Origin of the sequence: Micromonospora sp. GCM10011542, from assembly GCF_042650685.1 — a bacterium.
Taxonomy (GTDB): domain Bacteria; phylum Actinomycetota; class Actinomycetes; order Mycobacteriales; family Micromonosporaceae; genus Micromonospora.
In genome coordinates, this window is the sequence record NZ_JBHSBO010000007.1 from 43963 (window position 1) to 58608 (window position 14646).

Genomic DNA, 14646 nt, shown 5'->3' on the forward strand with positions numbered 1-14646 from the left:
ACGTGCGCACGGTGACGGGACGGACGGACCGGGTGGTGGTCGTCGGCGCGGGGCTCGGCGGGCTGGCGTGCGCGCTGCACCTGGCCGGCAGCGGCCGACAGGTGACCGTGCTGGAACGCGAGCCGGTGCCCGGCGGCCGGGCCGGTCGGCTGGGCGTGGACGGCTACGAGTTCGATACCGGCCCCACGGTGCTCACCATGCCCGACCTGATCGCCGAGGCGCTCGGCGCGGTCGGCGAGGAGCTGCGGGACTGGCTCGACCTGACCCCGCTCGACCCGGCCTACCGGGCGTACTACCCGGACGGCTCCACCCTCGACGTGCTCACCGACACCACCCGGATGGCGGCGGAGATCTCCCGGGTCTGCGGTCCCCGCGAGGCCGACGGCTACCTGCGCTTCGTCGACTACGCCCGGGAGCTGTGGCGCCTGGAGCGGGCCGACTTCATCGAGCGCAACCTGGACGCGCCGACCGACCTGATCACCGGCAACCTGCTCAAGCTCCTCACCGGCGGGGCCTTCCGGCGCCTCCAGACGAAGATCAACCAGTTTTTCCGGGACCCGCGCACCCAGCGGATCTTCTCGTTCCAGGCGATGTACGCCGGGCTGGCCCCACACGACGCGCTGGCGATCTACGCGGTCATCGCGTACCTCGACTCGGTGGCCGGCGTGTACTTCCCGCGCGGCGGCATCCACGCGGTGTCCCGGGCGATGGCCGGCGCCGCCGAGAAGCACGGCGTGCAGATCCGGTACGGCACCACCGTGACCCGGGTCGAGACGGCGAACGGACGGGCCACCGGGGTGCTCACCGCCGACGGTGAACTGGTGCCGGCGGACGTGGTGGTGCTCAACCCCGACCTGCCGGTCGCCTACCGCGACCTGCTGCCGCCGGCCCGTCAGCGCAAGCTCACCTACTCGCCGTCCTGCGTCGTCCTGCACATCGGCTCGCGGCAGGGCTACACGAAGATCGCCCACCACAACATCCACTTCGGACGCGCGTGGAAGGGCACCTTCGACGAGGTCATCCGTCGGGGTGATCTGATGACCGACCCGTCGCTGCTGGTCACCAACCCGAGCCGCACCGACCCCTCGGTGGCGCCACCGGACCGGCACACCTACTACGTGCTCGCGCCGGTGCCCAACCTCGACCGGGCCCCGTTCGACTGGCGCGGCGACCTGACCCAGCGCTACAGCGACCAACTGATCGGCACGCTGGAGGAGCGCGGCTACGTCGGCTTCGGCGCCGGCGTCGAGGTGCTGCGGGCGATCACCCCCGCCGACTGGGCCGAGCAGGGAATGGCCGCCGGCACCCCGTTCGCCGCCGCGCACAGCCTCTTCCAGACCGGCCCGTTCCGCCCGTCCAACCTGCACCGGGACCTGTCGAACGTGGTCTTCGTCGGCTCCGGCACGCAGCCGGGGGTCGGCGTACCGATGGTGTTGATCTCCGGCAAGCTGGCCGCCGGCCGGATCACCGGGGAGGGCCGATGAGCCGCGAGGACCACCTGGTCGAGCTGGTCGACGACGCCGGCCGGGTACGCGGTGAGACCACCGTCGCGGCCGCCCACCAGCCCCCGGGCCAACTGCACCGGGCCTTCTCGGTGCTGCTGGTGGACCCGGACGGCCAGGTGCTGCTCCAGCGGCGGGCCGCGGTCAAGACCCGCTTTCCTCTGCGCTGGGCCAACTCCTGCTGCGGTCACCCCGCGCCGGGCGAGTCGCTGGTCGAGGCGGCCAACCGGCGGCTGCGCGAGGAGTTGGGCGCCGGCCCAGTCGAGCTGACCGAGGTGGGCGTCTACGTCTACTACGCCGAGGACCCGACCACGGGGCGGGTCGAGTTCGAGTACGACCACGTGCTGCGCGGCGAGTTCCTTCCCGGCGCCGCACTGCGGCCCGACCCGGACGAGGTGGCCGAGCTGCGCTGGGCCGACCCCACCGCGCTGGAGGCCGACCTCGACGTCGACCCCCGGGCGTACGCACCCTGGCTGGGCGGGGTGGTGAACCGGCTGCTGCGCCCCTCGACGCGGCCCGCCGGCACGCCCGGCTCCACCGTGACCCCGTCCGGATCGTCGGCGGCTGACGCGGCGGAGCGGTCGGGTGGCCGATGAGGCACTGAGCGCGGGCGCCGTCGCGCGCCGGCTGGGGGTGGCGGTCACCACGCTGCGTACCTGGCATCAGCGCTACGGGCTCGGGCCGAGCGAGCACGTCCCGGGCCACCACCGCCGGTACACCCCGGCCGACCTGGCCCGCCTGGAGATCATGCGGCGGCTCACCGCCGAGGGGGTGAGCCCCGCCGAGGCCGCCCGCTGGGCCCGCCAGGCACCGGACTCGGTGCCCGTCGAGACCGTCGCCCGGGCCCGGATCCGCCCGATCGGCAGTCGGGACGGCGGCGGCGGGACCATCCCGGTGGGCCGGGCCGGGCCGGCCGCCCGTGGGCTGGCCCGGGCCGCCATGCGACTGGACGCGGCCGCGATCAACGAGGCGATCGCACACGCGCTGGCCACCGACGGGGTGATCGCCACCTGGGAGGGGTTGCTGCGGCCCGTCCTCGTCGGCATCGGTGAACGGCACGCCGTCACCGCCGGCCTGATCGAGGTGGAGCACCTGGTCTCCCGCTGCGTGTCGGAGTCGTTCGCGGCGGTCAGCCGGGCGTACGCGCCCACCGGGCCGGCCCGGATCCTGCTCTCCTGCGCCGACGAGGAGCAGCACAGCCTGCCGTTGGAGGCGCTGGCCGCGGCGCTCGCCGAGGCCGGGGTCAGCTACCGGATGCTCGGCGCCCGGGTGCCGGTGGCCGCCCTCGTGGAGGCGGTCAACCGGACCGGACCGGCCGCCGTGGTGCTCTGGTCGCACACCCGGGTCACGGCCGACCCGGCCCAGCTCAGCGCGCTGCTCACCGCGCCCCGCCGGCCGCTGCTGGTGCTCGCCGCCGGGCCCGGCTGGAGGGCCGACACGCTGCCCGCCGGAGTGGTCCGGCCGGTCGACCTGGCCGAGGCGGTCTCGCTGGCGACCGCCGTCCGGGACTCGCTGGACCAGTCGAGGGGGGCCTGACCGGGCTGTCGGGCCGCGACCGCGTCCACTAGCGTCGGGGGGCCGCGTACCCCGACCCCCCGGGAGCGAACAGATGCGAGCCCACGCCGCCCTGACGTCCGTCCTGGTGCTGGTCCTGGCGCTCGCCGGCTGCGCCCAACCGGACGGCACCATCTCCCACGCCGGAGGGCCGCAACCGGCCGAGTCGACCGCACCGCCCACGCCGTCGCCGCGCCCGACCCGCACCGTTCCACCGAAGCCACCACTGCGGCCACTGCCGGCCAAGCTCCCGGCCGACCTGCGGCGCAGCACCGGCGTACGGACGGTGGCGTTGACCTTCGACGACGGGCCCAACCCGGCCTGGACGCCGAAGGTCCTCAGCCAGCTGCGGGCGGCCAGGGTGACGGCCACCTTCTGCGTCGTCGGCCGGGAGGTGCAGCGTCACCCCGACCTGGTGCGGCGGATCGTCCGGGAGGGACACCAGCTCTGCAACCACAGCTGGCGGCACGACATGGACCTGGCGCGACGCCCGGTCGCCGAGATCCGCGCCGACCTGACCCGAACCAACCGGGCGATCGAGGCGGCGGCCCCCGGCGCGCGCGTGTCCTACTACCGGCAGCCGGGTGGCCGGTGGACGCCCGAGGTGGTCGCGGTGGCCAAGGACCTCGGCATGCGCCCGCTGCACTGGAACGTCGACCCACAGGACTGGGGCAAGCCGACCGCCGCCACGATCACCCGCCGCGTCCACGCCGCCGCCCGGCCCGGAGCGATCGTTCTGCTGCACGACGGGGGCGGCGACCGGGCCGCAACCTTGGCCGCCTGCCCGCACCTGATCGCCGACCTGAAGCGCCGCTTCGGCATCGCCCGGCTCCGCTAGACCCGGCCTGAGCTGCGGTTATGCCCCACGACGCGGTTTTGGGGATACCGATTTTGTGGACCACCCGGGCATCACGTATGCTTTCCAAGCCTCCGGCGGGGCCGGATGGGAGCAAGTCCGCTTGAAGTTGCGAGTGTGCAATGATGGCGGGGCCGCCCTCATCGTCTAGCGGCCCAGGACGCCGCCCTTTCAAGGCGGTAGCACGGGTTCGAATCCCGTTGGGGGCACGACCGGCGCAAGCCGGAGCAACACAAGCTAGGTCCTGTGGAGCAGTTGGAGTGCTCGCCGCCCTGTCAAGGCGGAGGTCGCGGGTTCAAGTCCCGTCAGGACCGCAGCGCTGACGCCGCGCCCAGCGCGGCGTTCTGCGTATCGGAGCGTGTGACCCTACCGGCGGAGGATCCGCCCGGCGGGTAACATGGGCCGAGACGGCACGGCCAGGTAGCTCAGTTGGTACGAGCGTCCGACTGAAAATCGGAAGGTCGGCGGTTCGACCCCGCCCCTGGCCACATAGCCTTTCGCCGGGCTACAGGAGCGCCGACCAGCGGAAACGCCGGTCGGCGTTCTGCTTTGTGCCCTGGGAGCACGGCTGTCCGGTCTGCCCCTCGTTGACCCCGGAATCCCGCTGCTGGCCGCTCCTTGTCGCACGTAGATCGCACGGCACTCGTCATCCCGGCCGGCCGGGCAAGCGTCGCCGACCGCTGCCTTGCAAAGATCAAGACTCCTGTCGGTCTGCGTCGGCCACTGCCGCTGACCTGCATGACTTGTCGGCTGCTGTCACCTGCTACCTGTGCCCGTCCGCTGGCTTGGCTGTACAGATGGCTGTACAGCCACGTACTGCGACGCCTGGACAATGACCTGATGGCGGACGACAACCGCGTGGTGATGGCGATCGGCAAGCACGAGCTGAGGCTGGGCGTTGACTCTGGAGGGCACTGGATAGTCCTCTCGACAAACGACGGCCGCCACTGGACGCCAGCGGAGAACATCCAGTCGCTGCTACCGCTCTTGGAACAGCGCCACGAGGACGTCCCAACCCTCAGCGTCGACCAGGCCTCCGATCGGCCTCCGTGGGATGACCTTGTCCGCTACGCCCTGTCCTGCTGGTCCGACTATTGGGCGAACCTAGCGCTCGACTGGCTTGAGGACGGCTACCCAGCCGCTCCGTTCCGCGACACGTTGCGGTCCCTCAAAGATGCGCCTGAACGTACCCAGATCATCCGGCACCGGGCGCTGCGGCTCTGGTGCGAGTTGACCAAGCCCTGAGCGGGATCCCCGTTGAACCGGTCGCACCGCCAGTGTGAGGTGCCGCCTACTGGGCGAGGTTTGTGCGATGACCGAAGAATTATGAGATCAAGTTGCCCGCCTGTGCCTACCTGCGCGAACCCGGCGTGGCCTGCGGAAACCCCTCTCGACATCTCTCACAGTCAGTGGTCGAGGGTCGACCTCTTGAGGACTGAATGAGGACTAGGCGCGCGGGCGCCGCCGGCCGCGGAGGGCCTGGGGTTTAGAAGAAGATCGCGGATGCCTGGTCGGGTGGCTGCGCGCCTGGTGAGCCTGTCCGCCACTGTCGGCCGGTGTCCGCGTCAGGAGACGGCCTTGGCTGTACCGATGGCTGTACAGCCAAACACCTCACTTTCGCTCGCTCAGCGTGCCTGTAGCCTGCGACGATGATCGAGGACGGCAACACGGCGAGCGGCAGCGTCACCACAGTACGGCGGGTCGGGGACACCATCAGACGGCCGCGCGGACCGTGGACACCGACCGTCCATGCCTTGCTCAACCACCTCGCAGACGTGGGCTTCACCGGTGCGCCAAGAGTGCTGGGTGTCGACTCCGAGGGTCGCGAAGTCTTGTCGCTGCTACACGGCGAGCCGGCGATGCGTCCATGGCCTGAGTCGCTGAGGGAACGGCGCGGCATCGAGCAGTTGGCCGCCTGGCTGGCCAACTACCATCACGCTGTCGCCAACTTCGTCCCGCCCCCCGATGCCGTCTGGTTTGATCCAGAGGCGTGTTGGCGGCCTGGTTCGATCGTCCGTCATGGTGATCTCGGCCCGTGGAACTCGATCTGGAGCGGCGGTCAGCTGGTCGGCTTCATCGACTGGGACTTCGCCGAACCGGGTGAGGCCATTGATGACCTCGCCCAGCTCGCCTGGTACGCGGTGCCGCTGCGCGATCTGACCGGACCTGCCGAATGGGCACACGCGGCGAAACGGCTCGAATGGTGCTGTGCGGCTTACGGTGCGCGTCCGGGGGACGTCCTTCGTGCCCTGCTACGGCTGCAGCACCGTGAGGCGGACCGGGTGCGGCGCCTGGGAGGCCAGGGGATCGAACCGTGGGCGTCCTTCCTGGCCCGAGGCGACGCCGAGGATATTGAGGCCGAGTGGCGCATGCTTCAGTCCGACGGCGGACTTCTGACCGACGGGTGGCATGGGGTTGCATGTTGATTCCAACCAGCACGAGGGAGGACGCGTTCTAGCGTCGCGGGCGGATCTCCTCGTCGGGCAGTTGTAGACCGTCCAGCCTCCCCGGACGGGGACAAGGTGGAGCGCCTCACCAGCCGAACGACCTTGTCCCCGTCCGGGGAGGCTGGTAGCCCTTGTGGTGCCCGGCGAGGTGATCCGCCCGGCATCTCTGAGGAGGGCCGGGGTTCGGGGCGGAGCCCCGAGGTCTTTCATGGATTTGTCGTCCGTCAGCGTGGCCGGCCGGCCCGGCCGATGCCGGCCGAAGGTCGCCAGCAGGCCGGAGCCGGGCCGGCCCGCTTGCGGGCCGCCTTGATAAGTACGCCGGCAAAGACCGGCTGTTCGTCAGCCGTGACGGAACCCCGCTGCGCGGCAACACCTTGTATCAAACGTTCGTCCGGGCGCGGAAGCAAGTCGGCCTCGATGACCTGACCTTCCACGACCTGCGGCACACCGGTCAGACCCTCGCCGCGCAGACCGGCGCGACCCTGGCCGACCTCATGAAGCGACTCGGGCACTCGTCCATGGCGGCAGCTCGCCGATACCTGCACGCCGTCGACGGCCGCGACCGCGAAATCGCCAAAGCCCTTTCGGAACTCGCCGCACACGGTGATGTCGCACGCCTTCCTCGGCACATCACGATGCGGAGCTAACCCCATGGGCCATCGCACGGCAGGCTACGGCGGGCTTCTGGCCTGCGGAAATGTGGGCGCTTGGAAATCGGGAGGCTTCCGGCTCGACGCCGGGGGACTCTGCTTCACCTTCCCTGGGGCCAGCGCTGGGTGGCTCCTTCGGGGCTGACGGTCCGGGCAGCATCGCCGGCAGGACCGGGCTGGAAGACGTCACCTGTCGCCCCGGCTCCGCTGGGTCTGGTGCGCCTGGCGTGTCTGAGGCGCCGTATCGCCTCGGCTCCGGCCGCTCCCGCCGCACCTCCCGCCGCAAGCAGCCCCGCCATCAGCGGCCATGGAGTACGACGATGCTTCACGGCTTGTTGCCTCTTCGGAGCACGACGAAGAGGGACGGCTGTTTGCCTCTTCAGGTACCTCTGCGCTGTCATTTCCTCATTGTGGGCAGCCGCGACCGGACCGAGTGGCCAAATCGAGGCCTACAAATGGTCCGGTTGATCGTGCCCCCGGGTTCGTGGCGGGGACGAGGGTGGCGGTCAGGTGCTGCGGCTGTCCGAGGTTTTCGTCATGGCGGGCAACCTATTGAAGTGCGCGGATGACCATCAACCTCCTTCCGCACTACTCAGGCAACCAGCACAGGGGCCAGGGAATGAAAAATGGTCGGCGGATCGAACTTGGCGGCCGCTGCGTGCCCCCGCCGTGCCCACAGAGATCATCAACGGGTAGCACTTCGTCGATGGATTGCTCGGGGAAAAAGAAGGACGGTGACCGCGTTTCCGCTGGTCACCGCCCTAATAGCCCGGCGAAAGGCTATGTGGCCAGGGGCGGGGTCGAACCGCCGACCTTCCGATTTTCAGGCACGTGCATTTTCCCAGTTCAGGGTCGTGCAACCGAGAGCCGTGCAGCCAACGTGCGATTGCGCCGACCCCTTCGGATCGCGGCTGGGGGGATGACCAGCTGAGGCTGCGGAGCCAGCCGCCGGGACGCTCACAAGCTTGTGCGCCTGACTTTCAGGAGCGCCTCTGCCAACCGGCTTAACGGTGTCCTGGATGCCGCAGCCGACACATTCATCGGCAAGAGTCCTCCCACCTGTGACCCCTCGTGGGCCTGGGACCTCACGCCGCGAAGCCCATCTCGCCCATCCAACCGACAGTCGGGAGCAGGAGTTTCGCCAGCATCGTGTTTACGGTTGTAAACTGGGATGGCGTGGTAGGAGGATCGTTGGCGGCAACAGACGTGGCTACTGCCCGACATCTAGCCAAGGGCTCCCTACGCCGAGGCACCGACCGACAGGGGCTGACCATGAATCGTGATGAAGCGATGCGGGCAGCACAAGAACCGATCGACTGGTCGGGCGCAGAGGTAGAAACCACGCCACGCAGGGTGACCATGGTGTACTCCACCCGTCTCCCCGACGACCTTTCCCGATGGCTGGTAGAGGAAGCGAGCCGCCGAGGGATCAACCCATCGGTGATGCTGCGAGAGCTGGTGGCTGACGGGAAGCGGCCGCGGCCGAAGACAAGATGGTCACCTTCCGCCTGTCGGACCTGCACCGGGCGATCAACCAGGTCGCGGACCGGACGGCGTGACCGCTAGGAGCACCAGCCGACCCGGCCGATGGCCACCTCGCCGCTGGCCCAGCCGAGACGTCCGCTGAAGGGATCCTCGGACCGTCGCCGCTGAAGCGGCTATTCGCAGACCACGCCGTCGTTCGGCACTGCGGCGCTTCGAACGTCTGCTCTCCGTCGACTGATGCGCGACAGTCGTCCGCCAACTGATCTGCGACACCTCAGCGCGCTGATCGCGGCAGATCCGGTCAGCTGATCAAGGCGGAGCGAGCTGCTGGCGCTACTGTTCCGGACGAGTTCTGGTTGACGTTCCGTACGCGGCCATGAACATGTCCAGCAGTCCGTCGACCGCGTTCTCGTCGATGGGGCGGGTTGACAGCAGCCAGCGGTAGTAGAGAGTGCCGCACAGCACCTCGGCGGCGAATTCCAGGTTCGCTTCCGCAGCCAGTTCACCGGTGCGCTGCGCGCGGGTGATCCGGTCGAGGGTGCTCTGCTCGACGGTGACCAGGAATCGCTCGTACACGGTCGCCCGCAGACTGGGATCGGCCTGCGCCTCGGTGATGACTGCGCGGTAGACGGGCCCGATCGGCGGGCTGGAAAGGGCGAGGCTTGAGCGTAGGAACTGTTCGCGCAGATCCGCGCGGACATTCCCGGCGTTGCGGTAGTCCAGATCGCTGGTCCACACGAGGCTGAGCGCGTCGAGCAGCAGCGCGGCGATGGACGGCCAGCGCCGGTAGATCGTGTGCTTTCCGACCCCGGCCCGTCTGGCGACCGCCTCAATGCTCAGGCCCGCGTAGCCGACCTCCGCAGCCAAGTCGAGGGTTACTCGCAGCAGTTCTTCAGTGCGCGCAGCGCCTCGGCGCCGCGGCGGGGCAGGCGTGTCGGTCATGCTGCCATCCTATCGGCACACTGCGTGCCGTTGACAATGCCGAGGACAACCTGCAACATTAGGCCTCGATCGGCACGATGCGTGCCGATGGCGAATGTAGTGACCTGTCGCCACCCACGCGTCCGCGATTGCGCCACATCAGATCCACAAGGGGAATCCTGCCATGAGCAGCACGTACGAGGGATTCACGGCCGAGGAGCGGGCCGCGTTGAAGGACCACGCCCAGGAGCTGAAGACGGCTGCGCGCCGCAGTTCGCGCGCGGGCAAGGCAGCGGGCAAGGCAGCGGAGGCGGAGCGGGACGTGCTCGCGAAGATCGCCGAGATGCAGAACTCGGACCGGATCATGGCCGAGCGCGTTCATGCCGTCATCACCGCCAGCGCCCCGGTCCTCGCGCCGAAGCTCTGGTATGGGATGCCTGCCTACGCACTGGACGGCAAGATCGTCTGCTTCTTCCATAGCGCGGAGAAGTTCAAGACGCGCTATGCGACGCTCGGGTTCAGCGACCAGGCGAAGCTGGACGAGGGCACGATGTGGGCGGCTGGTTTCGCCCTGACCGAGGTGACAGCCGAGGTGGAGGCGCGGATCGGTGCGCTCGTGAAGCAGTCGGTGAGCTGAGGCATGCCCCGGCGGGACCGACAGCCCTGACACCGGTCCGGACTTGCGGCTGGTGACACGGCCGTTGACGGCCCGGTTATCCGTGGTGGCTTCCGTAGTCAGCACGGAGGCGGACCGCGCTCCGGCCGGGACAGGCTGTGACCACAGCGTTTAACCCCGACACCACACACCGGGTCGACCGTGACCCACGACTACAGGAATGACCATGACCGCCTCTTCCACTTTGACTTCCATCGAATCCGTCACTCTCGACGTGGCCGACCCCGAGGCCGCCAACCGCTTCTACAGCACGGCCTTCGGCCTGGACACGCAGCTACGCCTGTGGGCCTCGGAGGCGCCGACGACCGGCTTCCGCGGGTTCACGCTCGCCCTCACGGTGTCCCAGCCGGCCACCGTCGACGGCCTCATCGGCACCGCCCTGCACGCCGGCGCCACGACGCTGAAGCCCGCCGCGAAGTCGCTCTGGGGTTACGGCGGTGTCGTCCAGGCTCCGGACGGAACGATCTGGAAGATCGCGACCTCGGCGAAGAAGAACACCGGCCCGGCCACCCGACAGATCGACGAGATGGTGCTCCTGCTGGGAGTCGCCGACGTGGCCGCGAGCAAGCGGTTCTACGTCGAGCACGGCCTCGCCGTGGCGAAGAGCTTCGGCCGCATGTACGTCGAGTTCGCGGCCGGGTCGAGCCCCATCAAGCTGGCGCTGTACCGGCGCCGGGCTCTCGCGAAGGACCTCGGTGTCGCTCCCGACGGCACCGGTTCGCACCGGCTTGTCATCGGTGGCAGCGCCGGGCCCTGCACCGACCCGGACGGGTTCGCCTGGGAGGCCGCATCGCTGGCACCCACGCCCTGAGGTCTCACTGCTGCCTGCAAAGGGTCCTCGATTTTCGGGGCTCCTGATCAGAGCCATGGCCATGCCCTTCGCCTCCCGTGCCCCCGTGGGGGCACAGGAGGCGAAGGAGATGCCTTCTAACGTCACGTTCCGTAGAACTTGATACATGGGAGATCTGGACAAATGGGCATAGATGCTGGCCAGGAGATCGGGTGACCACAGACTGAAAATCGGAAGGTCGGCGGTTCGACCCCGCCCCTGGCCACATAGCCTTTCGCCGGGCTACAGAGATCCCCACCAGCGGAAACGCGGGTGGGGATCTTGCTGTTCGGGCCCTCGTCGCCTCGATGCCGACTCGATCTTCGCCTTCTACCGCCTGAACCAGTGGATGGTCAGCCGCAAGGGGTTGGACCATCGGCCGTACTTCGTGCCCAGCCTGTGGGGTCCGCTCGGCACCCTGATCATCCTGCTCGCCGAGCCGCGGGGCTGGAAACGCCTCTGACCCCCGCCAGCTCGGACATTCGTCCATGGCGGCGGATGCGAAGCTGGACGCATGACCGATCCGACGGCGGAACAGATTCTGGCCGCCACGGGTGAGGCAGTCACCCTGTGCCCGACGTACAGCACCAATCCACCGCCGGCGGTGGGCGCATGAGCGCGTCCGTGCTGACCGCCGAGCGCCGGGCGGTGCTCTCCCGGCGCAGCCTGTGGCTGGCCTACGCCACCGCCGCCTACAACCTCCTCGAGGGCCTGATAGCCATCGGCGCCGGGGCGACGGCCTCCTCCTCCGCCCTCATCGGCTTCGGCCTGGACTCGTTCGTCGAGGTGGCCAGCGCAGCGGTGCTGATCTGGCAGTTCCGCTCCCGGGTGCCCGAGGATCGGGAACGGATGGCGCTCCGGCTCATCGCCGCGTCGTTCTTCGCCCTGGCCGCCTGGGTGACCGTCGATGCCGTCCGCTCCCTGCTGGCCGGCGGAGACGCCGACGCCAGCCCGGTCGGTATCGGCCTTGCCGTCGCGTCACTGCTGGTGATGCCGCTGCTCGTACGGGCGAAGCGACGCACCGGACGGGAGCTCGGCTCGGCAACCGTCATGGCCGACTCGACGCAGACCATGCTCTGTACCTACCTCTCCGGGGTGCTCCTCGTCGGCCTGGTCCTCAACGCCGCCTGGGGCTGGTCCTGGGCCGATCCGATCGCCGCGCTCGTCGTCGCCGGGGTCGCGGTTAAGGAGGGCGTCGAAGCCTGGCGCGGCGAACACTGCGACGACTGCACACCCCTGCCAGCCGCCACCACCGGAGTAGACCAGGCCCCGGGCTGCGCCGACGGGTGCTGCGCCGACCGGCCGTGACCAGCAGACGCACAACGCTGATATCGGTTGAGCGTGTCCGCTGCCGCGTCGACAATCGCCCGATGCCCAGCGACCAGGTGACCGCGGACTTCTCGATCAAGCCCACCCTCGTCGGCGAGCGGGTCATTCTGCGCCCCTTCGTCGACGACGATCTCGCAACCTTCCGTGCGGCCATGGCCGACCCCGAGGTCGCCAGGCTGACCGGCAGCCCGCCCGACGACGCACCCGACGAGGAGCGGCTGCGTGCCTGGTACGGCAGCCGGAACGCGCAGACCGACCGGCTCGACCTGGCGGTGGTGGACCGGGCCACCGGTGCCTGCGTCGGCGAGGTCGTCCTCAACAACTGGGACCCGCCCAACCGGAACTGCAACTTCCGCACCCTGCTCGGCGCCGCCGGGCGGGACCGGGGGCTGGGCACCGAGGCGGTACGCCTCATCGTCGGCCACGGCTTCGAGCAGCTCGGCCTGCACCGGATCTCGCTGGAGGTGTTCGCCTTCAACCCCCGCGCCCGACGGGTCTACGAGAAGGTCGGCTTCGTCGCCGAAGGCGTACTGCGACAGGTGCTGCGCGACGGCGACGGCTGGACCGACGCCACGGTCATGTCGATCCTCGCGGCCGAGTGGGCGACGCATCGGGGGTATCCCGAGCGGTAGGGCCGCCACGCCCTGGGCGGGCCGGACTGACGGCGGGTTGCCGGAGCCCGACGCCGGACCGCCGGCCGTTCACTGGTCCCGGCGGCCCTGCTGGCGGTGCTGGGCCATCCCACCCTGGATCGCCTCCCAGACGCTGCGACCGGCCTGCCGCAGGCTCTCCCCCGCCTGTTCCGCGAGCTGCGCCGCGCTCTGCGCCCCACCCGGCAGCTCACCACGCCGGCCGCCTCCACCGTCACCGGGCTGCTGTCCCTGCGGCCGCTGCGTCTCCTGCCGCTGTTGCTGACCCGGTCCCTCGCGCCGCTGCCCCTCCTGCTGCTGACCCGGCTGGCCCTCCCGCCGCTGACCACCCGGCTGGCCGCCCTGCGGCTGGCCGCCCTGCGGCTGGCCGCCCTGCGGCTGGCCCTCACGCTGCTGGCCCTCACGCTGCTGGCCGCCCTGCTGGCCCTCACGCTGCTGGCCCCCCTGCGGCTGGCCGCCCTGCGGCTGGCCCTGCGGGCCGCTCGTTCCGGGGGCGCCCCGGCCGCCGGCGGTCATCTGTTGAGCCCGGCCGCCGATCGCGCCCACCTGCTGGCCCAGTTCGTCGGTGGCACCGCCGGGCCGCTCCCCTGAGGCGGCGAGGTCCACAGCCCGGGCCGCCAACTGCTGGTTGCTGCGGTTGACGTCCTCGATGGCCGGACCGGCCGCCCGGGAGAGGGCGTCGATGATCTGCGGGTTGTCGTCGATCGTGCGCAGCGTCCGGTCGAGGATCGCCACCAGCTTCTCCAGCCGCACGGTCAGCTGGGCCTCGGCGTGCACCCCCGTGATGTCCAGTTCGACGCCCTTCAGGTGCACCCGTACGCCGGCGTCCAGCTGGAGCAGGTTGGCCAGCCGGGTCCGGAGGGACAGGTCAGCGTCCAGGCCGTCCACCGCCAGCCGAATCGAGTCGACCGACACCTTCGGAATGTCGAGCCGTACGTCCGGGTCCCGGCCGCCGTCGCCGCGATCCGGCTGACCGCTCTCCCGTTGCGGCTCCCCCTGCTGCGCGCTATCGCTCATGGTCTCCGCTCCGCCTCGGACCGGCCGGGTCGTCCGGGCCGGTCCGGCGCGGTTACCCGCTTTCCGGGCGGGCACCCTTGGTGACCGCACGACAACCGACTGTCCGGAACCGGGCACCTCGCGAAGCTGCACACCGGGGAACCAGCCGGTATGGTCCGGGCCTATGGGACAGGGGATGGCTGATCCGGCCGACATCCGGCAGGACCTGGAACGGTTCTCCTTACGGTGCAGCCTCCTCGTCCCCGGCCCCGCGGAGCACGCGTTCGCGGTCTTCACCGGCGAGCTGACCGACTGGTGGGTCACCGAGTACACCTGGTCCGGCCCCGAGGCCCTCGCCGAGCTGGGCATGGAGCCCAGGGCCGGCGGCATGCTCTACGAGGTCGGCCCGTACGGCTTCCGCGCCGACTGGGGCCGGGTGCTCACCTGGGACCCGCCGCGCCGACTGGTCTTCGCCTGGCAGCTCGGCCCGGACCGGGTGCCGGTGCCGGACCCGGCCCGGGCCAGCGAGGTCGAGGTGCTCTTCCTCCCCGACGGCCCCGAGCGCACCCGGGTCGAGCTGGAACACCGGCACTTCGACCGGCACGGCGAGGCCGCCGAGGGTTATCGCAAGGCGCTCACCGCCGGCTGGCACGAGCTGCTCACCCGTTACCTCGGCTCGGTCGGTCGTACCCGCCCGACCACCACCGGCTGAGACCCGACAGCGGGCGCGAGGATCGGCCAGCGGCCGGGT

The 14646-nt window shown here is 70.2% G+C and carries 14 protein-coding genes and 4 tRNA genes; 16 read left to right on the top strand and 2 right to left on the bottom strand.

Annotation, left to right across the window (positions count from 1 at the left end; translation table 11 throughout):
- Positions 1-2 precede the first annotated feature (2 nt).
- The 10 genes from crtI (at position 3) to ACFOW4_RS01760 (ending at position 7006) form a co-directional block, all read left to right on the top strand.
- Positions 3-1484 (top strand): phytoene desaturase family protein, encoded by a 1482-nt coding sequence (gene crtI, locus ACFOW4_RS01715; RefSeq protein WP_377523804.1) that lies wholly within the window; start codon positions 3-5, stop codon positions 1482-1484.
- On the top strand, positions 1481-2098 hold the full coding sequence (gene idi / locus ACFOW4_RS01720; protein ID WP_377523805.1) for an isopentenyl-diphosphate Delta-isomerase: 618 nt from the start codon (positions 1481-1483) through the stop codon (positions 2096-2098). Before crtI ends, idi begins: the two co-directional genes overlap by 4 nt.
- Positions 2088-3038 (top strand): MerR family transcriptional regulator, encoded by a 951-nt coding sequence (locus ACFOW4_RS01725; RefSeq protein WP_377523807.1) that lies wholly within the window; start codon positions 2088-2090, stop codon positions 3036-3038. Before idi ends, ACFOW4_RS01725 begins: the two co-directional genes overlap by 11 nt.
- A 73-nt stretch (positions 3039-3111) precedes the next feature.
- Positions 3112-3894: a polysaccharide deacetylase family protein gene (locus ACFOW4_RS01730; protein WP_377523808.1), complete on the top strand. Its 783-nt coding sequence runs from the start codon at positions 3112-3114 to the stop codon at positions 3892-3894.
- 154 nt (positions 3895-4048) lie between these two features.
- A tRNA-Glu gene (locus ACFOW4_RS01735) sits at positions 4049-4121 on the top strand.
- A gap of 31 nt (positions 4122-4152) precedes the next feature.
- A tRNA-Asp gene (locus tag ACFOW4_RS01740) sits at positions 4153-4226 on the top strand.
- Positions 4227-4326: 100 nt separating this feature from the next.
- A tRNA-Phe gene (locus ACFOW4_RS01745) sits at positions 4327-4400 on the top strand.
- A gap of 352 nt (positions 4401-4752) precedes the next feature.
- Positions 4753-5157, top strand: coding sequence for a hypothetical protein (locus tag ACFOW4_RS01750; RefSeq protein WP_377523809.1), 405 nt, complete (start codon positions 4753-4755; stop codon positions 5155-5157).
- A gap of 404 nt (positions 5158-5561) precedes the next feature.
- The gene (locus tag ACFOW4_RS01755) at positions 5562-6338 is read left to right on the top strand and encodes an aminoglycoside phosphotransferase family protein (protein WP_377523811.1); all 777 of its coding nucleotides are present in this window, start codon (positions 5562-5564) and stop codon (positions 6336-6338) included.
- A 380-nt stretch (positions 6339-6718) separates the two neighbouring features.
- Positions 6719-7006: a tyrosine-type recombinase/integrase gene (locus ACFOW4_RS01760; protein ID WP_377523967.1), complete on the top strand. Its 288-nt coding sequence runs from the start codon at positions 6719-6721 to the stop codon at positions 7004-7006.
- A 1821-nt stretch (positions 7007-8827) separates the two neighbouring features.
- Here the strand turns inward: ACFOW4_RS01760 and ACFOW4_RS01765 are convergent.
- Positions 8828-9436: a TetR/AcrR family transcriptional regulator gene (locus ACFOW4_RS01765; protein ID WP_377523813.1), complete on the bottom strand. Its 609-nt coding sequence runs from the start codon at positions 9434-9436 to the stop codon at positions 8828-8830.
- A gap of 163 nt (positions 9437-9599) precedes the next feature.
- Here ACFOW4_RS01765 and ACFOW4_RS01770 point away from each other — a divergent pair, with 163 nt between their 5' ends.
- From ACFOW4_RS01770 to ACFOW4_RS01790, 5 genes are all read left to right on the top strand, one after another.
- A complete protein-coding gene (locus ACFOW4_RS01770; RefSeq protein WP_377523814.1) occupies positions 9600-10052 on the top strand; it encodes an iron chaperone in 453 nt (150 codons plus the stop codon).
- Positions 10053-10257: 205 nt separating this feature from the next.
- The gene (locus tag ACFOW4_RS01775; protein ID WP_377523817.1) at positions 10258-10902 is read left to right on the top strand and encodes a glyoxalase; all 645 of its coding nucleotides are present in this window, start codon (positions 10258-10260) and stop codon (positions 10900-10902) included.
- Positions 10903-11079: 177 nt separating this feature from the next.
- Positions 11080-11146, top strand: a tRNA-Phe gene (locus tag ACFOW4_RS01780).
- Positions 11147-11532: 386 nt separating this feature from the next.
- Positions 11533-12228 (top strand): cation diffusion facilitator family transporter, encoded by a 696-nt coding sequence (locus ACFOW4_RS01785; protein WP_377523819.1) that lies wholly within the window; start codon positions 11533-11535, stop codon positions 12226-12228.
- Positions 12229-12290: 62 nt separating this feature from the next.
- Positions 12291-12881 (top strand): GNAT family N-acetyltransferase, encoded by a 591-nt coding sequence (locus ACFOW4_RS01790; protein WP_377523820.1) that lies wholly within the window; start codon positions 12291-12293, stop codon positions 12879-12881.
- A 69-nt stretch (positions 12882-12950) separates the two neighbouring features.
- On the opposite strand, the gene ACFOW4_RS01795 is transcribed toward ACFOW4_RS01790, so the two are convergent.
- Positions 12951-13916 (bottom strand): hypothetical protein, encoded by a 966-nt coding sequence (locus ACFOW4_RS01795; protein ID WP_377523822.1) that lies wholly within the window; start codon positions 13914-13916, stop codon positions 12951-12953.
- A 163-nt stretch (positions 13917-14079) separates the two neighbouring features.
- On the opposite strand from ACFOW4_RS01795, the gene ACFOW4_RS01800 reads away from it, so the two are divergent.
- Positions 14080-14607, top strand: coding sequence for an SRPBCC family protein (locus ACFOW4_RS01800; protein ID WP_377523823.1), 528 nt, complete (start codon positions 14080-14082; stop codon positions 14605-14607).
- Positions 14608-14646 lie beyond the last annotated feature (39 nt).

Bases quoted from the DNA above. Each gene is read 5' to 3' on its own strand.
- ACFOW4_RS01755 (WP_377523811.1), top strand. From the start codon at position 5,562: ATGATCGAGGACGGCAACACGGCGAGCGGCAGCGTCACCACAGTACGG.
- idi (WP_377523805.1), top strand. From the start codon at position 1,481: ATGAGCCGCGAGGACCACCTGGTCGAGCTGGTCGACGACGCCGGCCGG.
- ACFOW4_RS01795 (WP_377523822.1), bottom strand. From the start codon at position 13,916: ATGAGCGATAGCGCGCAGCAGGGGGAGCCGCAACGGGAGAGCGGTCAG.
- ACFOW4_RS01750 (WP_377523809.1), top strand. From the start codon at position 4,753: ATGGCGGACGACAACCGCGTGGTGATGGCGATCGGCAAGCACGAGCTG.
- ACFOW4_RS01770 (WP_377523814.1), top strand. From the start codon at position 9,600: ATGAGCAGCACGTACGAGGGATTCACGGCCGAGGAGCGGGCCGCGTTG.
- ACFOW4_RS01730 (WP_377523808.1), top strand. From the start codon at position 3,112: ATGCGAGCCCACGCCGCCCTGACGTCCGTCCTGGTGCTGGTCCTGGCG.
- ACFOW4_RS01765 (WP_377523813.1), bottom strand. From the start codon at position 9,436: ATGACCGACACGCCTGCCCCGCCGCGGCGCCGAGGCGCTGCGCGCACT.
- ACFOW4_RS01775 (WP_377523817.1), top strand. From the start codon at position 10,258: ATGACCGCCTCTTCCACTTTGACTTCCATCGAATCCGTCACTCTCGAC.
- ACFOW4_RS01785 (WP_377523819.1), top strand. From the start codon at position 11,533: ATGAGCGCGTCCGTGCTGACCGCCGAGCGCCGGGCGGTGCTCTCCCGG.
- ACFOW4_RS01790 (WP_377523820.1), top strand. From the start codon at position 12,291: ATGCCCAGCGACCAGGTGACCGCGGACTTCTCGATCAAGCCCACCCTC.
- ACFOW4_RS01800 (WP_377523823.1), top strand. From the start codon at position 14,080: ATGGGACAGGGGATGGCTGATCCGGCCGACATCCGGCAGGACCTGGAA.